Here is a 14,912-nt window from a genome sequence, read left to right as displayed (position 1 = left end):
TGGAATGCCTCCACCTTCCAGGGGGAGGTGGACCGCGAAGCGGGCCGGAGGGGGTCAGCGGAGGGGCCGTTGCGCCCCCTCAGTCGGCTTTGCCGACAGCTCCCCCTTGGGGGAGCAATTAAGACGTTGAAATTCCTCCACCTTCCAGGGGGAGGTGGGCCGCGTAGCGGGCCGGAGGGGGCTGCGGCGAGGGCCGGGAAGGCTTGGATGATGATATCAATGTGATTATAGTGATAGCGTTGAAATCAATCCAGGATCAACGCCATCATGCCTGCAGTCACCATCCGCAACCTTCCCGAGGAAGTGCATCGCGCCCTGAAGGTCCGGGCGGCCCTGCAGGGTCGCAGCACCGAGGCTGAGATGCGCGCCATCCTTGAGGCCGCCGTGCGGCCCGACGGCCGACTGCGGCTGGGCACGGCGCTGTCGGAAGCCAGCCGGGAACTGGGCCTCACCAACGCCGACATCGAGGCCCTCGAGCGCGCCCTCGAAGAGGTCCAGGACCGGCGTCCCGCCGAGCCCATGGGGTTTGAATGACGGGCCGCCGGGGATGATCCTCCTCGACACCAACGTCGTCTCCGAGGCGATCAAGCCGGAGCCTCACCCATCGGTCCAAGCCTGGCTGGACGCCCAGGTGGCGGAGACCCTGTTCCTGTCCAGCGTCACCGTCGCCGAGCTCCTGTTCGGCATCGGCGTCCTGGCGGAGGGCCGGCGGAAGACCCTCCTCGCCGCACGGGTCGATGGCCTGCTGGTCGTCTTCGCGGGCCGGGTCCTGTCCTTCGATGCGGCGGCGGCCCGGCGTTACGCCGACCTGGCGGTCCGGGCCCGCGCGGCGGGGAAGGGATTCCCGACCCCCGACGGCTACATCGCCGCGATCGCTGCGGCGAACGGGTTCGCCGTGGCTTCCAGGGACACCAGCGCGTTCAGCGCCGCGGGTCTGAAGGTGATCAACCCCTGGGAGGAATGAGGCGCGGCCGGAGGGCCGTTGACCCCCTCACTCGGCTTCGCCGACAGATCCCCCTCGGGGGAGCAATTGGAGCCTAGCCTGCCGTCCAGATGTCCATGATCAGGGCGAAGCCGCGCATGTCGCCGGTGGTGGTGGGGGCCATGCGGTTCATGGCGTAGCCGAAGGCGGTGCGGGCATCCATGTCGATGATGGCGAGGGAGCCGCCATAGCCGCCCCAGAAGAGGGTGTTGGGGTTGGGGGTCGGCATGGAGGCGCCGGCGAGGCCGAAGCCGAGGCCGAAACGGGCGGGGATGTGCATGACCAGGTCCTGACCCTCGATCTGCAGCTCCAGGGCGCGGCGGCAGCCGGCCTCGGAGAGGTAGCGGCGGCCGTCCACCTCGCCGCCATTGGCGAGGAGGGCGTGGACCCGGGCGATGGCGCGGGCGTTGCCGTGGCCGCCTGCGGCGGGGATCTCTGCGCCGCGCCAGGCGCGGGTGCGCGTCTCGGAGACCTCGACCCGGGGGTTGTTGGACATGTTGGCGGTGAGCTCGGGCAGGTCGTCGCCCTCGGCCATGCCCTGGCCGGGCGGGGGCGGGATGAGCTCGGCGACCCGGTGGTCCTCGCTGGCGGGCAGGCCGATGTGGAAGTCGGCGCCCAGGGGCTCGGCGATCTCGGTGCGGAAGACGGTCCCTAGGCTGGCGCCGGTGATGCGGCGCACGACCTCGCCCACCAGGAAGCCCTGGGTCATGCCGTGGTAGCCCGGGGCGGTCCCGGGCTCCCAGAAGGGGGCCTGGGCGGCGAGGAGGGCGGTGGCCTTCTCCCAGTCGTAGAGGTCCTCGACGGTGATGGGCTCTTTCCAGCCCGACAGGCCCGAAGCATGGCTCATCAGGTGGGCGACGGTGACGGCTGACTTCCCGTTGGCGGCGAACTCCGGCCAGTACCTGGCGACGGGGGCATGGACGTCGAGCTGGCCCCTGTCGGCGAGGAGGAGGGCGGTGAGGGCCGTCATGGTCTTGGTCGTCGAGTAGACGTTGACCAGGGTGTCGGTCTCCCAGGGCCGGGTCTTGCCCGCGTCGGCCCAGCCGCCCCAGAGGTCGACGACCATCTCGCCGTTCATCGTGACGGCGAAGGAGGCGCCGACGTCGGCGCCGCTCTCCAGGTTGCCGGCGAAGGTCCTGCGGACGCTTTCGAAACGGGGATCGCACGTCCCGTGGACTTCAAGGCTCATGACGCTCTCGCCTCGCCGGTTCTGCGCACGGTCAGGGCCAGGCGCCGAGGATGGCGCCGATCAGGGTGTATTGCAGGGTCTGGTATCCGCCGTTGATCAGGAACAGGGCCAGGGGTCTGCTCTCGAAGAGGTAGGTGATCCCGAGCGAGGCGGTGACCCAGCACAGGCCGGCGGTGAACCCGTAGAGGGCGCCGGTGGCAAGGTTGATCTCCGGACCCAGGAAGACAGCGAAGGCGGCGGAGGCGACCAGGGACAGCACGAAGGCTCCACCGAAGAGAACAACCGGATTGCTGGCCCGGATCTGTTCATCGCTCACACCGGCCGCCCTTTGCCAGGGCCTGGCGAAAAGGACCGAGTACCAGAGCCCGCCGAGGAAGAAGGCGCTCAGGGCAGCAGCCAGGATGGCAAACCAGTTCAGGTCCATGGAAGTTCCTCCTTTGAAAGACTCTCAGCCCGCAAGGGCGCCCCACATGCCCATGACGAGGCCGACGGCCCGGACATCGCCCGTCGTGGTCGATTCCATCCGGTTCATGGCGTAGCCGAAGGCCGCCCGGTTCTCCATGTCGATGACCGCCAGGGAGCCGCCATAGCCGCCCCAGTAGAGGACGCTGGTGTTGGGCGTCGGCAGGACCCCGCCGGCCAGGCCGAATCCGAGGCCGAAGCGGGCGGGGGTGTTGAGCACCAGGTCATGCCCCTCCACCTGCAGCTCCAGGGCCCGGCGGCAGCCGGCCTCGGAGAGGTAGCGGCGGCCGTCCACCTCGCCGCCATTGGCGAGGATGGAATGGACCCGGGCGATGGCGCGGGCGTTGCCCTGGCCGCCGGCGGCCGGGATCTCGGCGGCGCGCCAGGCGCGGGTGCGGGTCTCACGGACATCGATGCCGGGATTGGTGGCCATGTTGGCGGTGAGCTCGGACATGGCCCCGTCCTCGATGGCGCCGCCCCGCGGGGGCGGGATCAGCTCGGCGACGCGGTCGTCCTCGCTGGCGGGCAGGCCGATGTGGAAGTCCGCGCCGAGGGGCTCGGCGATCTCGGTGCGGAAGACCGTGCCGAGGCTGGCGCCGGTGATGCGCCGGACGACCTCGCCCACCAGGTAGCCCTGGGTGAGGGCGTGGTAGCCGGGGGCCGTACCGGGCTCCCAGAAGGGCGCCTGGGCGGCCAGCAGGGACGTGACCTTGTCCCAGTCGTAGAGGTCGGCCTTCGAGAGCGGTTCCTTCCAGCCGGAGAGGCCCGCCGAGTGCGCCATGAGCTGGGCGACGGTGACCGCGGCCTTTCCGTTCGCCGCGAACTCCGGCCAGTACTTCGCCACGGGGGCGTGGACATCGAGCTGGCCGCGATCGGCGAGGAGGAGGGCGGTGAGGGCGGTCATGGTCTTGGTCGTCGAGTAGACGTTGACCAGGGTGTCCTTCTCCCAGGACCGGGTCCGGGCCGGATCGGCGAAGCCGCCCCAGATGTCGATCACGAATTCTCCGTTCACCGTGGCCGCGAAGGATGCGCCGACGTCGAGGCCGTTTTCCAGGTTGCCGGCGAAGGCCTGCCGGACGGCTTCGAAACGGGGATCACAGGTCCCCTGGACTTCCATTCCCATGACTTTCCCCCCTTGGCGGCCCCGAAGGCCGCGTTTCCGGCGCAGGTTTGACAGGCTGTCGCAGCGCCGTCCAGTTTCCGGCGGCGCGGCCGCAGACCCCCTCCGGCCCGCTGCGCGGTCCACCTCCCCCAAAGGGGAGGAATTACAGTATCTTAATTGCTCCCCTGCGGGGGAGCTCCCCGCGAAGCGGGGTGAGGGGGCTTGCTGAGCCGCAGACCCCCTCCGGCCCGGGGCTTGCGCCCCGGTCCACCTCCCCATCAAGAGGTGGAGGAATTGAGAAGCCGCGGCTCCCCCTTTCCCCCGGCGGCGGGAGGGTTAGAATGGGCCCCGGCCGGTCGCCGGCGGCCCCGGGGCTTTTCCGTTCCGGGGTTCTATCGTACGCTGTAAACATTCAGGTCTCAGAACAGGAATTCGCCCGTGGCCCTGCCTCCCATTCTTTCCCAGCGCCTGCGCCTGCCCGTCATCGCCTCGCCGCTGTTCATCATTTCCGGTCCCGACCTGGTCATCGCCCAGTGCAAGGCGGGCGTGGTCGGCTCCTTCCCCTCGCTCAACGCCCGGCCGATCAGCCAGCTGGACGAGTGGCTGGCCCGGATCACAGAGGAGCTGGCCGACTGGGACCGTAAAAATCCCGACCGGCCCTCCGCCCCCTTCGCCGTGAACCAGATCGTCCACAAGACGAACAACCGGCTCGATGAGGATGTGGCCCTCTGCAAGAAGTACAAGGTTCCCCTGATCATCACCTCGCTGGGCGCGAACCCGGAGATGAACGCCGAGATCCACTCCTGGGGCGGCGTGATCTTGCACGACGTGATCAACGACAAGTTCGCCCGCAAGGCGATCGAGAAGGGCGCCGACGGCCTGATCCCCGTGGCGGCCGGCGCCGGCGGCCATGCGGGCGGCCTGTCGCCCTTCGCCCTGATGCAGGAACTGCGCCAGTGGTTCGACGGGCCCATCGCCCTGTCGGGCTCCATCGCCTGCGGGCGCTCCATCCTGGCCGCCCAGGCCATGGGCGCGGACCTGGCCTATGTGGGCTCGGCCTTCATCGCGACGAAGGAGGCGAACGCCGTCCAGGGTTACAAGGACATGATCGTCGAGAGCTCGGGCGAGGACATCGTCTACTCGAACCTCTTCACCGGCGTGCACGGCAACTATCTGCGCCCCTCCATCGAGCGGGCGGGCCTGGACCCGAACAACCTGCCCGAGGCCGATCCCTCGAAGATGAACTTCGGCTCGGGCGGCAACACAGAGGCCAAGGCCTGGAAGGACATCTGGGGCTGCGGCCAGGGCATTGGCGTGCTCAAGGACATCCCCTCTGCGGGTGAGTTCGTCGACCGGCTGGCGGCGGAGTACGAGGCGGCCAAGGCCGAGCTGGCCGCCAAGACGGCCCTGACCTCGGGGCGGCGTCTGGAGACGGTCTGATCCGACGGACGGATTTGTGAACGGGGGGCGGGGCGCAGGCTCCGCCCCATCTCTTGAGGACCCTGTCGGCCCAAAGCCCTATGGCGTCACCAGTGTGATCGAAAAAGCCGGCAGGTCCAGGCTCTCCCCGGAGATAAGGAAATCACGGCGGATCACGCCGGCGCCGGAAGAAACCCCCGCGCCATAAGGCGCGCTCAGCTGCCTGGCGCGTCCGTTCGCCCGCACGGCGACCGAGCCCGGAGTGGCGTTGAGGAAGAGGCTCCGGACCTCGCCATTCAGGCTGCGGAAGCGATAGCCGAAGAGCGGCTTGCTCGCCTCGTCCTGTCCAAGACCGAGGCGCTGCGCGGTTCCGCCCCCGCGAACAGCTTCACCAAGCAGACTGAGGGCTGCGCCGTAGGCGGTCTGGGCGAAGGGCGGCGCGGAGGTGACCAGGGGCCGACCCTCTGTGAAGTCGGCGGCAAGGCCGTCTGGCGTGACCAGTGCAGACCATTGGCGCTCTCCGATTGCGACATGGAACACGGAGAGATCGACCGCCGAATGATCAAGGAAGTTCAGGGCGCGGGCGGCGGCTCCCAGTCCGCCGATCCAGCTCCCGCCGGTGACCGGAGCGGATTGGATCTCGAAGACGTTCCACTCCGTGATCCAGATCGCCTTGCCCGCCGGGAGTCTCTGCCGGACCCTGGCCAGGAAGGTGTCGTCATGCCGGATCATCGAGGCGACGAAGGCTTCCGCACTCTGCGGGGACGCCAGAGGGGTCTGACCTGCAAGGTCGAAATAGGGGTGCACCGCCACCGCATCGATGGTCGCCCAGGCGCCGGACCGGTCCAGGGCGTCCATCCAGTCGTCAAAGGGGACGCCGACCGTCCGGAGGGGTGGTGGTGAAATCGCCGCGATCGACAGGCCGCCGACGTCACGCTTCATCTGCGAGGACCAGGCGGCGGCGGTCGCTGCGTACTGGTCCGCAGTCGGAAAGCGCGCCCTTGGGTTGGGGGTCCGGAAGTACTCCTCGTTCCCAAGCTCGAGGCGGGTAATGGGCTGGCCGACCGCCCGGAAGGCACGAATGTCGGCGATGTTTTCGTCAAGATCGGCGGTCAGCATATTGGCGGAAAGCAGGGCCGGCGTCCCGACCTGATCCAGGAGTCGATCCACCACCGAGGGCGTGAGGCCGCTGATCGCCTCGATCTCGGCGCTGAACCCAGACCCGGCGGGCAGGCCCGGATAGGGCGGAGGGCGAAGGCCGCCGCGGCTCCAACTCCAGGTTTCCCCCGGGGTTCCCCCCGGGATCCGCAAGCCTCCCGGGTTGAGGGCCCGGAGGCCCTGTACGAGCGCAGCGCTCTCCACCTGCCCGGAGACGCGCAGGAGGTTGAAGTTGTAGCTGGCGTAGTCGGCCGGAAGATCCCGTGCGGGTCCCTCAACCGGGACGATCGATGCGGCAGGCTGGGCGGGGGGCTGGGGCGAGCTCTGCCCCGAACCGCCACCGCCGCCACAGGCGGAAAGGGCCAAGGCCATTGGCAGAACAAGGCCGAAAGTCCGTTTCCGGTCCATGTGTCGCTCCGCAAGAGGGTCCTGCCGGTGAAACGCCGGCCGCAGGGATTTCCGGCGAAGAGTCGCTGAAAAGAACCGCCGGGCCCCCGGCCGCAGACGATCCGCAGCGCCCGATCAACCGGCCGCAGAGCGCCCGTTCATCTCGTCGCCCGCATCCTTTGGAAGGCGAAGGTAGAAGGCGAGGGAGACGAAGGTGACGGCGCCGATGACCAGGAAGATGGGGGCGACGACCTCGACGGTGAGGGTGGTGAGGCCCCGCGCCTGCATGGAGAGGTGCAGGAGGGTGGCGGCCAGGCCGATGCCGATGGACTGGACCAGCTGCTGGGCCATGGAGGACAGGGTGGAGGCGCGGCTCATCCGCTCGGGGTCGATGTCCGCATAGGCCATGCCGTTCAGGCTGGTGAACTGGAGGGAGCGGAAGAAGCCGCCGACCAGGAGGACCCCGACGATGACGAGGTGGGGGGTGGCGGGGCCGAAGGCGGCGCAGGCCATGAAGCTGAGGCCGACGATGAAGGTGTTGACCACCAGCACCCGGCGGAAGCCGAACCGGCGGAGGATGGGCGGCGCCGCGGTCTTCATCACCAGGGCGCCGGCGGCGCTGACGAAGGTGAGGAGGCCGGCCTGGAGGGCGTTCATCCCCAGGGCGACCTGGAAGAGCAGGGCGAGCAGGAAGGGGTTGGCCCCCATGGCCATGCGCATGAAGCCGCCGCCGACCACCGAGGCGCGGAAGGTGCCGACCCGGAAGAGGCTGGTGTCCAGGATGGCGTGGGGATTGCCGCGGGCGTAGCGGGCATAGGCCCAGAGGAGCCCCAGGCCAAGGGCGAAGAGGCCGGCGACGAGGAGGGGCGGCAGGACGTCGCGACCCAGGTTCTCGAAGCCGAAGATCAGGGCGGCGAGGCCGAGGCCGGTGAGGGCCACGCCCGGCCAGTCGATGGGCGCGACCTCCTGTCCGGCCACCCGGGGCACATGGCGCAGAACGAGGATGAGGCCGACGACGGCGATGGGCAGGTTGATGAAGAAGATCCAGCGCCAGTCGGCGAAGGTGACGATGGCGCCGCCGAGGACCGGGCCGATCACCGGGCCCAGAAGGGCGGGCATGGTCAGGATGGAGAGGGCGCCGACGAGCTGCGACTTGGGGGTGGTGCGCAACAGGACCAGCCGGCCGACCGGGCCCATCATGGCGCCGGCGGCGCCCTGGGCGATCCGGGCGGCCACCAGGGCGGGAAGGGAGCCGGCGAGACCGCAGGCGGCGGAGGCGAGGGCGTAGAGAAGGATGGCGGCGACAAAGACCCGCCGCGCCCCGAAACGGTCCGCCGCCCAGCCGCTGACCGGCAGGAAGACGGCGGCGGCGAGCATGTACATGGTGATGGCGAGGTTGAGCCGGAGCGGATCCACCTCCAGGGCGGTCGCCATGGCGGGAAGGGCGTTGGTCAGGACCGTGGCGTTCAGGGTCTGCATCATCAGGGCCGCGCCGATGATGGCGGGAACACGCCAGTCCGCCGGGGCGGTCTCTGCGGGAAGACTGTCTGGGGAGGACATCGCGTCCGGAAAACCTGAAACACATGACCCTGAAACGAGGTCAGGTTCCCCCGCTCCGCTCCCCCTGCCAAGTCATTCCGCGCGGGCGTCGAGGGCGCGGCGCGCCGAGGCGGCGATGCGGGCGAGACGGCGGGCGGCCAGGGAGAGGTCCTCCGCCGCCCGCCGGGCGTGACGGCCGCCGAGGTCGCCGACCGTCGGCGGCAGGCCGGAGACGAGGGCGGCGGCCTCTGCGGACAGGCGTTCCAGTCGTCCCGCCGGACTGCGCCGCCAGGCCCGGCGGTTGGCGAGGCGGCGGCGGGCGGCGGCGAGGATCTGGCGCTCGCTGCGCGGCGGGATGCGGTGCGGGTCGAAGCCCGAGAGGCAGGCGCCCTGGCGGCGGGCCATGGCCTCGGACCAGGCCTGTTCGAAGGCGGCGTCGATCCGGCGTTCAATGGCCAGGCATTCGCCCAGCTCGCCGGGCGGGTCGGGAAGGGTCGGCATGGCGGGACTGTAGCAAAAATACAGTCGCACGCCAGTTTCGACGGAGATTTTCCGGCTCACCCGCCCTGGATCAGGATGCGCCTCGCCTGCCAGGGCGGGACGATGGCGGTGATGTGGGCGGCCCAGCGCAGGCGGGCGTCGCGCCGGGTGGGGCCGGCGACGCTCTCCAGGTCGTACCGTCCCGGCAAGGCGCCGCGCAGGAGCCGCTTGACCAGGACCTCGCCGGTGTCGAGCTCGACCACCACCACCTGGCCGAGCATGTCGGGGCTGGGCGGGGTGCGCTGGTCCTCGAAATAGATGAGGGCGCCGTCGTCCGCGAGGCCGCGCATGGAATGGCCGCTCACCCGAAGGGCCACGGCGCGCTCCGTTCCGCCGGGGGGCAGGGGGGCGAATTCCGGCGGCGCCTGGCCTCCGGCCAGCAGGACCTCGCCGCCCGGATCGGCGCCGACGCGCCCGATGACCGCCGCCTGAGGCGAAGACCCGGCCCCGCCGCCGGACGGGGGACTCTGGGCGTCATAGAGCCATTCCGGCCGGACGCCGAAGGCCGCGGCGTACTCGCGGGCGCGACGCCAGGAATAGGGGGCGTTGCCGTTCTCGTTGGAGGCGTAGGTGTTGCGGTTCCAGCCGTGCGCCTCCGCCGCCGCGGCGGCGGTCTCGAAGCCGGCGGCGAGGCGGGCCTGGCGCAGGCGGGCGGCGCGGTCGTCCATGCGGGGACCCTAGCGATCCCGGGATGTATGTAAACTACAAAAAATGTTTGCACGTTCACTGTATGTTCCATACGTTTTTCGCCATGAGCCAGATCCGATCCCCCCAGCCCGGCGATATCCACGATTACGCTGCCCTACGTCAGAGCGGGACGCACCCCGAGCGCGCCCGAACCGAGCTCGATCTCCGCCCCGGTCAGGCCCGACGGCTGGAGCGAATCTTCAGGGCCCGGGCCCTGAGGGGCGAGGGGGACCGGCAGCTGCCCAAGTTCGCCCACCACGACCGGCATGTCCGGGCGGTGATGGCGCAGGGGGGCTTCTGGGCCCTGTCGGAGAAGCGGATCGGCCGGGACGGGGTGGCGGTCTGCCTGCCCCTCCTGCCGCCGGTCGCCGTGAGGCGGCGTTGACCCGCGTTGAGGACGAGGAGTCGCCGCCGACCGCCGCCGAACTGGTGGCCGAGTCCCTGCGGCGACGGCGCCCGGCCGGCCGGGGTCTGTTCCTGCGCCAGCTCATGGCCCACGCCCTGGCGGGCCTGACCCTGCTGGAGGGCGCTGGCGCGGCGAGCGAGGCCGCCTACCGGCTGGCCGACGCGGCCGCCAGCCCGCGGAGGGAGGCATGACCACGACGCGGACCCCCGCCTCCCGGGCGCCGGTGAGGCGGCTTTCCGGCCTTGAGTCCCTGCAGCGCCGGGGCCGGATCAGCCGAAGCCAGAGGGCGGCGGGAGAGGCCTATGGCGCCGTCTGGCGACGGTCGCGCACGGAGGCGAGCCTGCCCTCGTCCCTGGCGGCGGAGACGTCCATGGGCCTGGGCGGCGCCCGCCGTGCGCCGGACCCCGGGCGCGGGCTGACGGCGGCGGAGGCCCGGCTGAGGGCGCGCCATCACCTGGCCGCCCTGCGCCGGCGGCTGAAGGATCATCCCACCCTGGTGGCCGCCTGCGACCGGATCTGCGGCCAGGAGCTGACGCCGCGCGAGGCGGCGGGCGGCGACCGGGAGGCGGGCCGGCTGGAGGCGGTGCTGGCCATAGCGCTGGACCTGCTGCTGCGGGATTGAGGGAGGGAGCGGAAACCCCCTCCGGCCCGCTTCGCGGTCCACCTCCCCCTGGAAGGGGGAGGAATTACAGTATCTTAATTGCTCCCCTGCGGGGGAGCTCCCCGCGCAGCGGGGTGAGGGGGCTTGCGGGGGCGCCGCTGACCCCTTCCGGCCCGCTGTGCGGGCCAGGCGCCTCTTGGGTGAGGAATTGGAGGGCGGAAATTTTTGGCGCCTCGCGACCTCTGGGGTAGGATGCAGGTCTGATCCGGGGCTGCGCCTGCGGTCCGGGAACCTGACCCTCCGGGACACTCATCATCATGACCATGACGACGGCGACCGACGCCGGCGCGCCGGGAGGCTATTCCCGCGCGCTCGGCCTGCACATCTGCGACCGCACGGCGGCGGGGGCGGCGCCCCGGAGCCTGCGCCAGTCGCCCCTGAACGTTCGCCAGAGCGACCTGAGGGCCTGGCTGGACGGCGACCCCGAGTTCGCCGCCCTGTTCGGCCTGGCCTGCGCGGCGGGGGTGGCGCCCCAGCGCTACAGCCTGTCGCGGGCGGCCGAGTTCTGCCGGCGGGTGGCGGACGGGGCCATGGTCAGCGAGGCTTGCGGCCAGGCGGGCATGCCCTCGCTGGCGACGGTGCAGTGGTGGACGCAGCGGCGGCCGGAGTTCGCCGCCATGCTGGCCTCGGCCCTGGACGCCCAGTCCCGGCGGCTGGCCGACGAGGTGACGGCCATCGCCGACGCCGCCAGCCCCGAGACCCTGCAGATCTCGCGCATGCGCATCGCCGCCCGGCAGTGGCTGGCCGCGCGCCTGGCCCGGCAGACGCCGGAGGTCCCGGGCCGGACGGCGCCCGCCGAGACCGACGGCTGGCCCGCCGGCCTGGTGGTGGAGGCGGCGGAGTTCTGATGAAGATCCCGACGACCTGGACGCCGCGGCCTTATCAGCTGGACCTGTGGCGCTATCTGCAGGCGGGGGGCTTGCGGGCCGACGTGGCCGCCCACCGCCGGTGGGGCAAGGACGAGGTGGCCCTGCACTGGACGGCGAGCCGGATGGTCACCCGGCCCGGCGTCTACTGGCACATGCTGCCCGAGACCGCCCACGCCCGGAAGGCGATCTGGGAGGCGGTGAACCCGCACACCGGCCGGCGGCGGATCGACGAGGCCTTCCCGAAGGCCCTGCGCGCCTCGACCCGGGGCGGGGACATGCGGATCGAGCTGAAGAACGGATCGGTCTGGCAGGTGGCGGGCTCGGACAATTACGACCGGCTGGTGGGCGCCTCGCCCCTGGGGGTGGTGTTCTCGGAGTGGGCCCTGGCCAAGCCCGAGGCCTGGACCTACCTGCGGCCGATCCTGGCGGAGAACGGCGGCTGGGCCCTGTTCCTGTGGACGCCCCGGGGCCGCAACCACGCGGTGCGGGCCTTCGAGAGCCGCAGCCGGGACCCGGCCTGGTTCACCCTGAAGTCGCCTGCGACCGAGACCGATGTCTTCACCGCCGAGCAGCTGGCGCGGGAAGAGGCGGACCTGGTGGCGGAGACCGGCTCGGCGGAGGAGGGGCGGGCCCGCTTCGCCACGGAATACCTGGTGGCCTTCGACGCCCCGGCGCCGGGCGCCTATTACGGCGCGGTGCTGGCGGAGGCGGACAAGGCCGGGCGGATCACGACCGTGCCGCACGACCCCTCCCTGAAGGTCGACACGGCCTGGGACCTGGGCATCGACGACGCCACGGCCATCTGGTTCCTGCAGGAGGCCGGCCGCGAGGTGCGGATGATCGACTATTTCGAGGCCTCGGGGGAGGGGCTGCAGGCCATTGTCCGCCAGGCCCTGGCCGACCGGCCCTTTGTCTATGGCCGCCACTACCTGCCGCACGACGTGAAGGTGCGCGAGCTGGGGGCGAACGGACGCTCCCGGCTGGAGACCCTGGCGGGCCTGGGGGTGAGTCCCGTCGAGGTCACGGCCGCCGCCGCACCGGAGGACCGCATCCACGCCCTGCGGCAGATGATCCCCATGGCGGTGTTCGACGCCGCCCGCTGCGCGACGGGGCTGGACCGGCTGAGGGCCTATCGCAAGCGCTGGAACGGCGCCCTGCACGCCTGGTCGGGGCCCCTGCACGACGGGGCGAGCCACGCGGCCGACGCCCTGGGGCTCTACGCCCTGAACCGGCGGGGCGGGAGCGCGGTGAAGCGCCCGGCTCGCCGCCGCGAACATCAACTGGACTGGATGGCCTGAGGACCTGCGAATGACGGAAGACACGCGAGAGGACGAGGCGCGCCGGGACGAGCGGATCCTGGCGCAGGCGCGGGCGGACTTCGCCCGGGCGCGGGAGGCGGGCCGGGAGGACCGGCAGGCCGCCGCCGAGGACCTGCGCTTCGCCCGGCTGGGCGAGCAGTGGCCGGAGGCCATCCGCCGGGCGCGGGAGCTGGAGGGGCGGCCCTGCCTGACCCTGAACCGGCTGCCGGCCTTCATCCGCCAGGTGGTGAACGAGGCCCGGCAGAACCGGCCGGCCATCACCTGCCATCCGGTGGATTCGGCGGCCGACCCGGCGACGGCGGAGGTGCTGAACGGCCTGATCCGCAATATCGAGCAGTCGTCGGACGCGGACGTGGCCTATGACACGGCCCTGGACTTCGCCGTGACCTGCGGTTTCGGCGTCTTCCGCATCAACGCCCGGGCGCCGGAAACGGGGGGCGAGGACCTGGATCTCGTGATCGAGCGGGTGGCCGACCCCTTCACCGTGTACGGCGACCCGGACTCCCTGGCCGCGGACTCCTCGGACTGGGACGTGGCCTTCGTGACCCGCCGGATGGACCGGCGGGCCTTCGCCGCCCGCTGGCCGGGGGCCGAGGCGGTGGACTTCGAGGACGAGGACCTGGCGGGCGCCGGCGGGCGGATCGAGGGCGGGAGCCAGGTGCGGCTGGTGGAGTTCTGGCGGCGGGAGGCGGTGGAGCGGAGCCTGATCACCTTGACCGACGGCCAGGAGATGGAGGCGGAGGTCTTCGAGGCCCGGCGGCCCTTCCTGGAGGCGGCGGGCCTGGCGCCCGCAGGGCCGCCCCGCACCGCGCCGGGGGTGCGGGTGGTGCAGAGGATCCTGTCCGGCGCGGCGGTGCTGGAGACGGTGGACTGGCCGGGGAAGTTCATCCCCCTGGTGCCGGTCTATGGGGAGGAGATCCGGGTGGACGGCCGGCGGCGCCTGCGCGGCCTGGTGCGCGACGCCCGGGACGCCCAGCGCATGTTCAACTACTGGCGGACGACATCGACGGAGCTGGTGGCCCTGGCGCCCAAGGCCCCCTTCATCGGTCGCAAGGGCGCCTTCGACACCGACCAGGCCAAGTGGACGACGGCGAACAGCCAGACCCACGCCTTCATCGAGTATGACGGCCCCGAGCCGCCGCACCGCCAGCCGTTTGCGGGGGTTCCCGCCGGGGCCCTGCAGGAGGCGCTGAACGCCGCCGACGACCTGAAGTCGATCATGGGCCTGCACGATGCGAGCCTGGGCGCGCGGTCGAACGAGACCTCCGGCAAGGCCATCCTCGCCCGCCAGCGGGAGGGGGATGTCTCGACCTTCCACTATATCGACAACCTGTCGCGGGCGATCCGCCATGCGGGCCGCATCCTGATCGACCTGATCCCCAAGGTGTATTCCGCCCAGAGGATGGTGCGGATCCTGGGACCTGACGGGGCGCCGGCCCTCGTGGAGGTGAACGGCGAGGGCGCCGCGCCGGGCGGGCGGATCTTCGACCTGGCGGCGGGCCGCTATGACCTGACGGTGCGGGCCGGGCCCAGCTTCGCCTCGCGCCGGGAGGAGGCGGCCAGCCAGATGATCGAGCTGATCCGCGCCTATCCCCCGGCGGCGCCGCTGATCGGCGACCTGCTGGCCCGGAACCTGGACTGGCCCGGGGCCGAGGAGGTGGCCCGGAGGCTGGCGCGGGCGAATGGCGGGGGGTGAGGGGGTCAGCCCAGCAGTTCCGTGACCAGGGCGGGGCGGCGGTCGATCAGGGCCAGGAGGACGCGGGCGGGCCCGGTGGGGCGGCGGCGGCCATGCTCCCAGTTCAGGAGGGTGGCCCGGGGCACGCCGATGCTGCGGGCGAAGGCGCCCTGGGACAGGCCGGTGCGGGCGCGGATCGCCGCAACGTCGACCTCTGCCGGAACCTCGACCTGGCGGACGGCCGCAGGGGTGGTTTCGCCACGCCGGAAGGCGAGGGCTTCCTCTAGGCCGCGGATCAGGCTGTCAGCTTGGGTCATTGGGGATTTCGCGCTCGTGTTGCTGAAAGGCGTGAGTGTCGGCATGTGATGCGCCCTTGGTGTATACGTCAATGGCGTATAGCCCGCTTTGATCTTGTGACGCCTTTGACCCCCTCCGGCCCGCATTCGCGGTCCACCTCCCCCTGAAGAGGGGGAGGAATTACAATGGCTTAATTGCTCCCCCTCCCAGGGGGAGCTCC

Annotated in this window: 17 protein-coding genes; 9 read left to right on the top strand and 8 right to left on the bottom strand. The window is 71.2% G+C overall.

Going from position 1 to position 14,912, the window contains the following annotated elements; genetic code table 11:
• Positions 1 to 267 precede the first annotated feature (267 nt).
• Both IM632_RS11670 and IM632_RS11665 read left to right on the top strand, forming a co-directional pair.
• The gene (locus IM632_RS11670) at positions 268 to 534 is read left to right on the top strand and encodes a plasmid stabilization protein (RefSeq protein ID WP_296481304.1); all 267 of its coding nucleotides are present in this window, start codon (positions 268 to 270) and stop codon (positions 532 to 534) included.
• Between the two features lie 13 nt (positions 535 to 547).
• A complete protein-coding gene (locus IM632_RS11665; protein ID WP_296481306.1) occupies positions 548 to 964 on the top strand; it encodes a PIN domain-containing protein in 417 nt (138 codons plus the stop codon).
• Between the two features lie 73 nt (positions 965 to 1,037).
• Here the strand turns inward: IM632_RS11665 and IM632_RS11660 are convergent, their stop codons facing one another.
• From IM632_RS11660 to IM632_RS11650, 3 genes are read right to left on the bottom strand one after another with little or no spacing between them, the layout of a single operon-like run.
• Positions 1,038 to 2,171 carry a serine hydrolase domain-containing protein gene (locus tag IM632_RS11660; protein ID WP_296481310.1) on the bottom strand — a complete coding sequence of 378 codons (1,134 nt, stop codon included), beginning with the start codon at positions 2,169 to 2,171 and terminating at the stop codon, positions 1,038 to 1,040.
• Positions 2,172 to 2,202: 31 nt separating this feature from the next.
• Positions 2,203 to 2,595: a DUF1761 domain-containing protein gene (locus tag IM632_RS11655; RefSeq protein ID WP_296481312.1), complete on the bottom strand. Its 393-nt coding sequence runs from the start codon at positions 2,593 to 2,595 to the stop codon at positions 2,203 to 2,205.
• 24 nt (positions 2,596 to 2,619) lie between these two features.
• Positions 2,620 to 3,756 (bottom strand): serine hydrolase domain-containing protein, encoded by a 1,137-nt coding sequence (locus IM632_RS11650; protein WP_296481314.1) that lies wholly within the window; start codon positions 3,754 to 3,756, stop codon positions 2,620 to 2,622.
• Positions 3,757 to 4,173: 417 nt separating this feature from the next.
• On the opposite strand from IM632_RS11650, the gene IM632_RS11645 reads away from it, so the two are divergent.
• Positions 4,174 to 5,175, top strand: coding sequence for a nitronate monooxygenase family protein (locus IM632_RS11645; RefSeq protein WP_296483738.1), 1,002 nt, complete (start codon positions 4,174 to 4,176; stop codon positions 5,173 to 5,175).
• Between the two features lie 78 nt (positions 5,176 to 5,253).
• On the opposite strand, the gene IM632_RS11640 is transcribed toward IM632_RS11645, so the two are convergent.
• From IM632_RS11640 to IM632_RS11625, 4 genes are all read right to left on the bottom strand, one after another.
• Positions 5,254 to 6,720, bottom strand: a complete 1,467-nt coding sequence (locus IM632_RS11640; RefSeq protein ID WP_296483743.1) for a hypothetical protein — start codon at positions 6,718 to 6,720, stop codon at positions 5,254 to 5,256.
• 114 nt (positions 6,721 to 6,834) lie between these two features.
• The gene (locus IM632_RS11635) at positions 6,835 to 8,259 is read right to left on the bottom strand and encodes an MFS transporter (RefSeq protein ID WP_296498221.1); all 1,425 of its coding nucleotides are present in this window, start codon (positions 8,257 to 8,259) and stop codon (positions 6,835 to 6,837) included.
• A 72-nt stretch (positions 8,260 to 8,331) separates the two neighbouring features.
• Positions 8,332 to 8,769 (bottom strand): hypothetical protein, encoded by a 438-nt coding sequence (locus tag IM632_RS11630; RefSeq protein ID WP_296483747.1) that lies wholly within the window; start codon positions 8,767 to 8,769, stop codon positions 8,332 to 8,334.
• A gap of 26 nt (positions 8,770 to 8,795) precedes the next feature.
• Entirely contained in the window at positions 8,796 to 9,446 is a 651-nt protein-coding gene (locus tag IM632_RS11625; RefSeq protein ID WP_296483749.1) for a S24 family peptidase, read from the bottom strand.
• 83 nt (positions 9,447 to 9,529) lie between these two features.
• Between IM632_RS11625 and IM632_RS11620 the strand changes: the two genes are divergently transcribed.
• From IM632_RS11620 to IM632_RS11595, 6 genes are all read left to right on the top strand, one after another.
• Positions 9,530 to 9,850 (top strand): hypothetical protein, encoded by a 321-nt coding sequence (locus tag IM632_RS11620; RefSeq protein ID WP_296483752.1) that lies wholly within the window; start codon positions 9,530 to 9,532, stop codon positions 9,848 to 9,850.
• The gene (locus tag IM632_RS11615; protein ID WP_296483756.1) at positions 9,847 to 10,062 is read left to right on the top strand and encodes a hypothetical protein; all 216 of its coding nucleotides are present in this window, start codon (positions 9,847 to 9,849) and stop codon (positions 10,060 to 10,062) included. Before IM632_RS11620 ends, IM632_RS11615 begins: the two co-directional genes overlap by 4 nt.
• Positions 10,059 to 10,493, top strand: a complete 435-nt coding sequence (locus IM632_RS11610) for a hypothetical protein (protein ID WP_296483760.1) — start codon at positions 10,059 to 10,061, stop codon at positions 10,491 to 10,493. The genes IM632_RS11615 and IM632_RS11610 overlap by 4 nt, the downstream gene beginning before the upstream one ends.
• 296 nt (positions 10,494 to 10,789) lie before the next feature.
• Positions 10,790 to 11,380 carry a hypothetical protein gene (locus IM632_RS11605; protein WP_296483763.1) on the top strand — a complete coding sequence of 197 codons (591 nt, stop codon included), beginning with the start codon at positions 10,790 to 10,792 and terminating at the stop codon, positions 11,378 to 11,380.
• Positions 11,380 to 12,699: a hypothetical protein gene (locus tag IM632_RS11600; protein ID WP_296552364.1), complete on the top strand. Its 1,320-nt coding sequence runs from the start codon at positions 11,380 to 11,382 to the stop codon at positions 12,697 to 12,699. The genes IM632_RS11605 and IM632_RS11600 overlap by 1 nt, the downstream gene beginning before the upstream one ends.
• A gap of 10 nt (positions 12,700 to 12,709) precedes the next feature.
• Entirely contained in the window at positions 12,710 to 14,416 is a 1,707-nt protein-coding gene (locus IM632_RS11595) for a portal protein (RefSeq protein ID WP_296552362.1), read from the top strand.
• Between the two features lie 5 nt (positions 14,417 to 14,421).
• Here IM632_RS11595 and IM632_RS11590 read toward each other — a convergent pair whose 3' ends face one another.
• Entirely contained in the window at positions 14,422 to 14,712 is a 291-nt protein-coding gene (locus tag IM632_RS11590) for a helix-turn-helix domain-containing protein (protein WP_110449642.1), read from the bottom strand.
• Between the last annotated feature and the right edge of the window lie 200 nt (positions 14,713 to 14,912).

The organism is Phenylobacterium sp., from assembly GCF_020402505.1.
Lineage (GTDB): Bacteria > Pseudomonadota > Alphaproteobacteria > Caulobacterales > Caulobacteraceae > Phenylobacterium.
The sequence above is the reverse complement of the archived record's forward strand: the minus strand, read 5'-3'. Positions and strand labels throughout refer to the sequence as shown.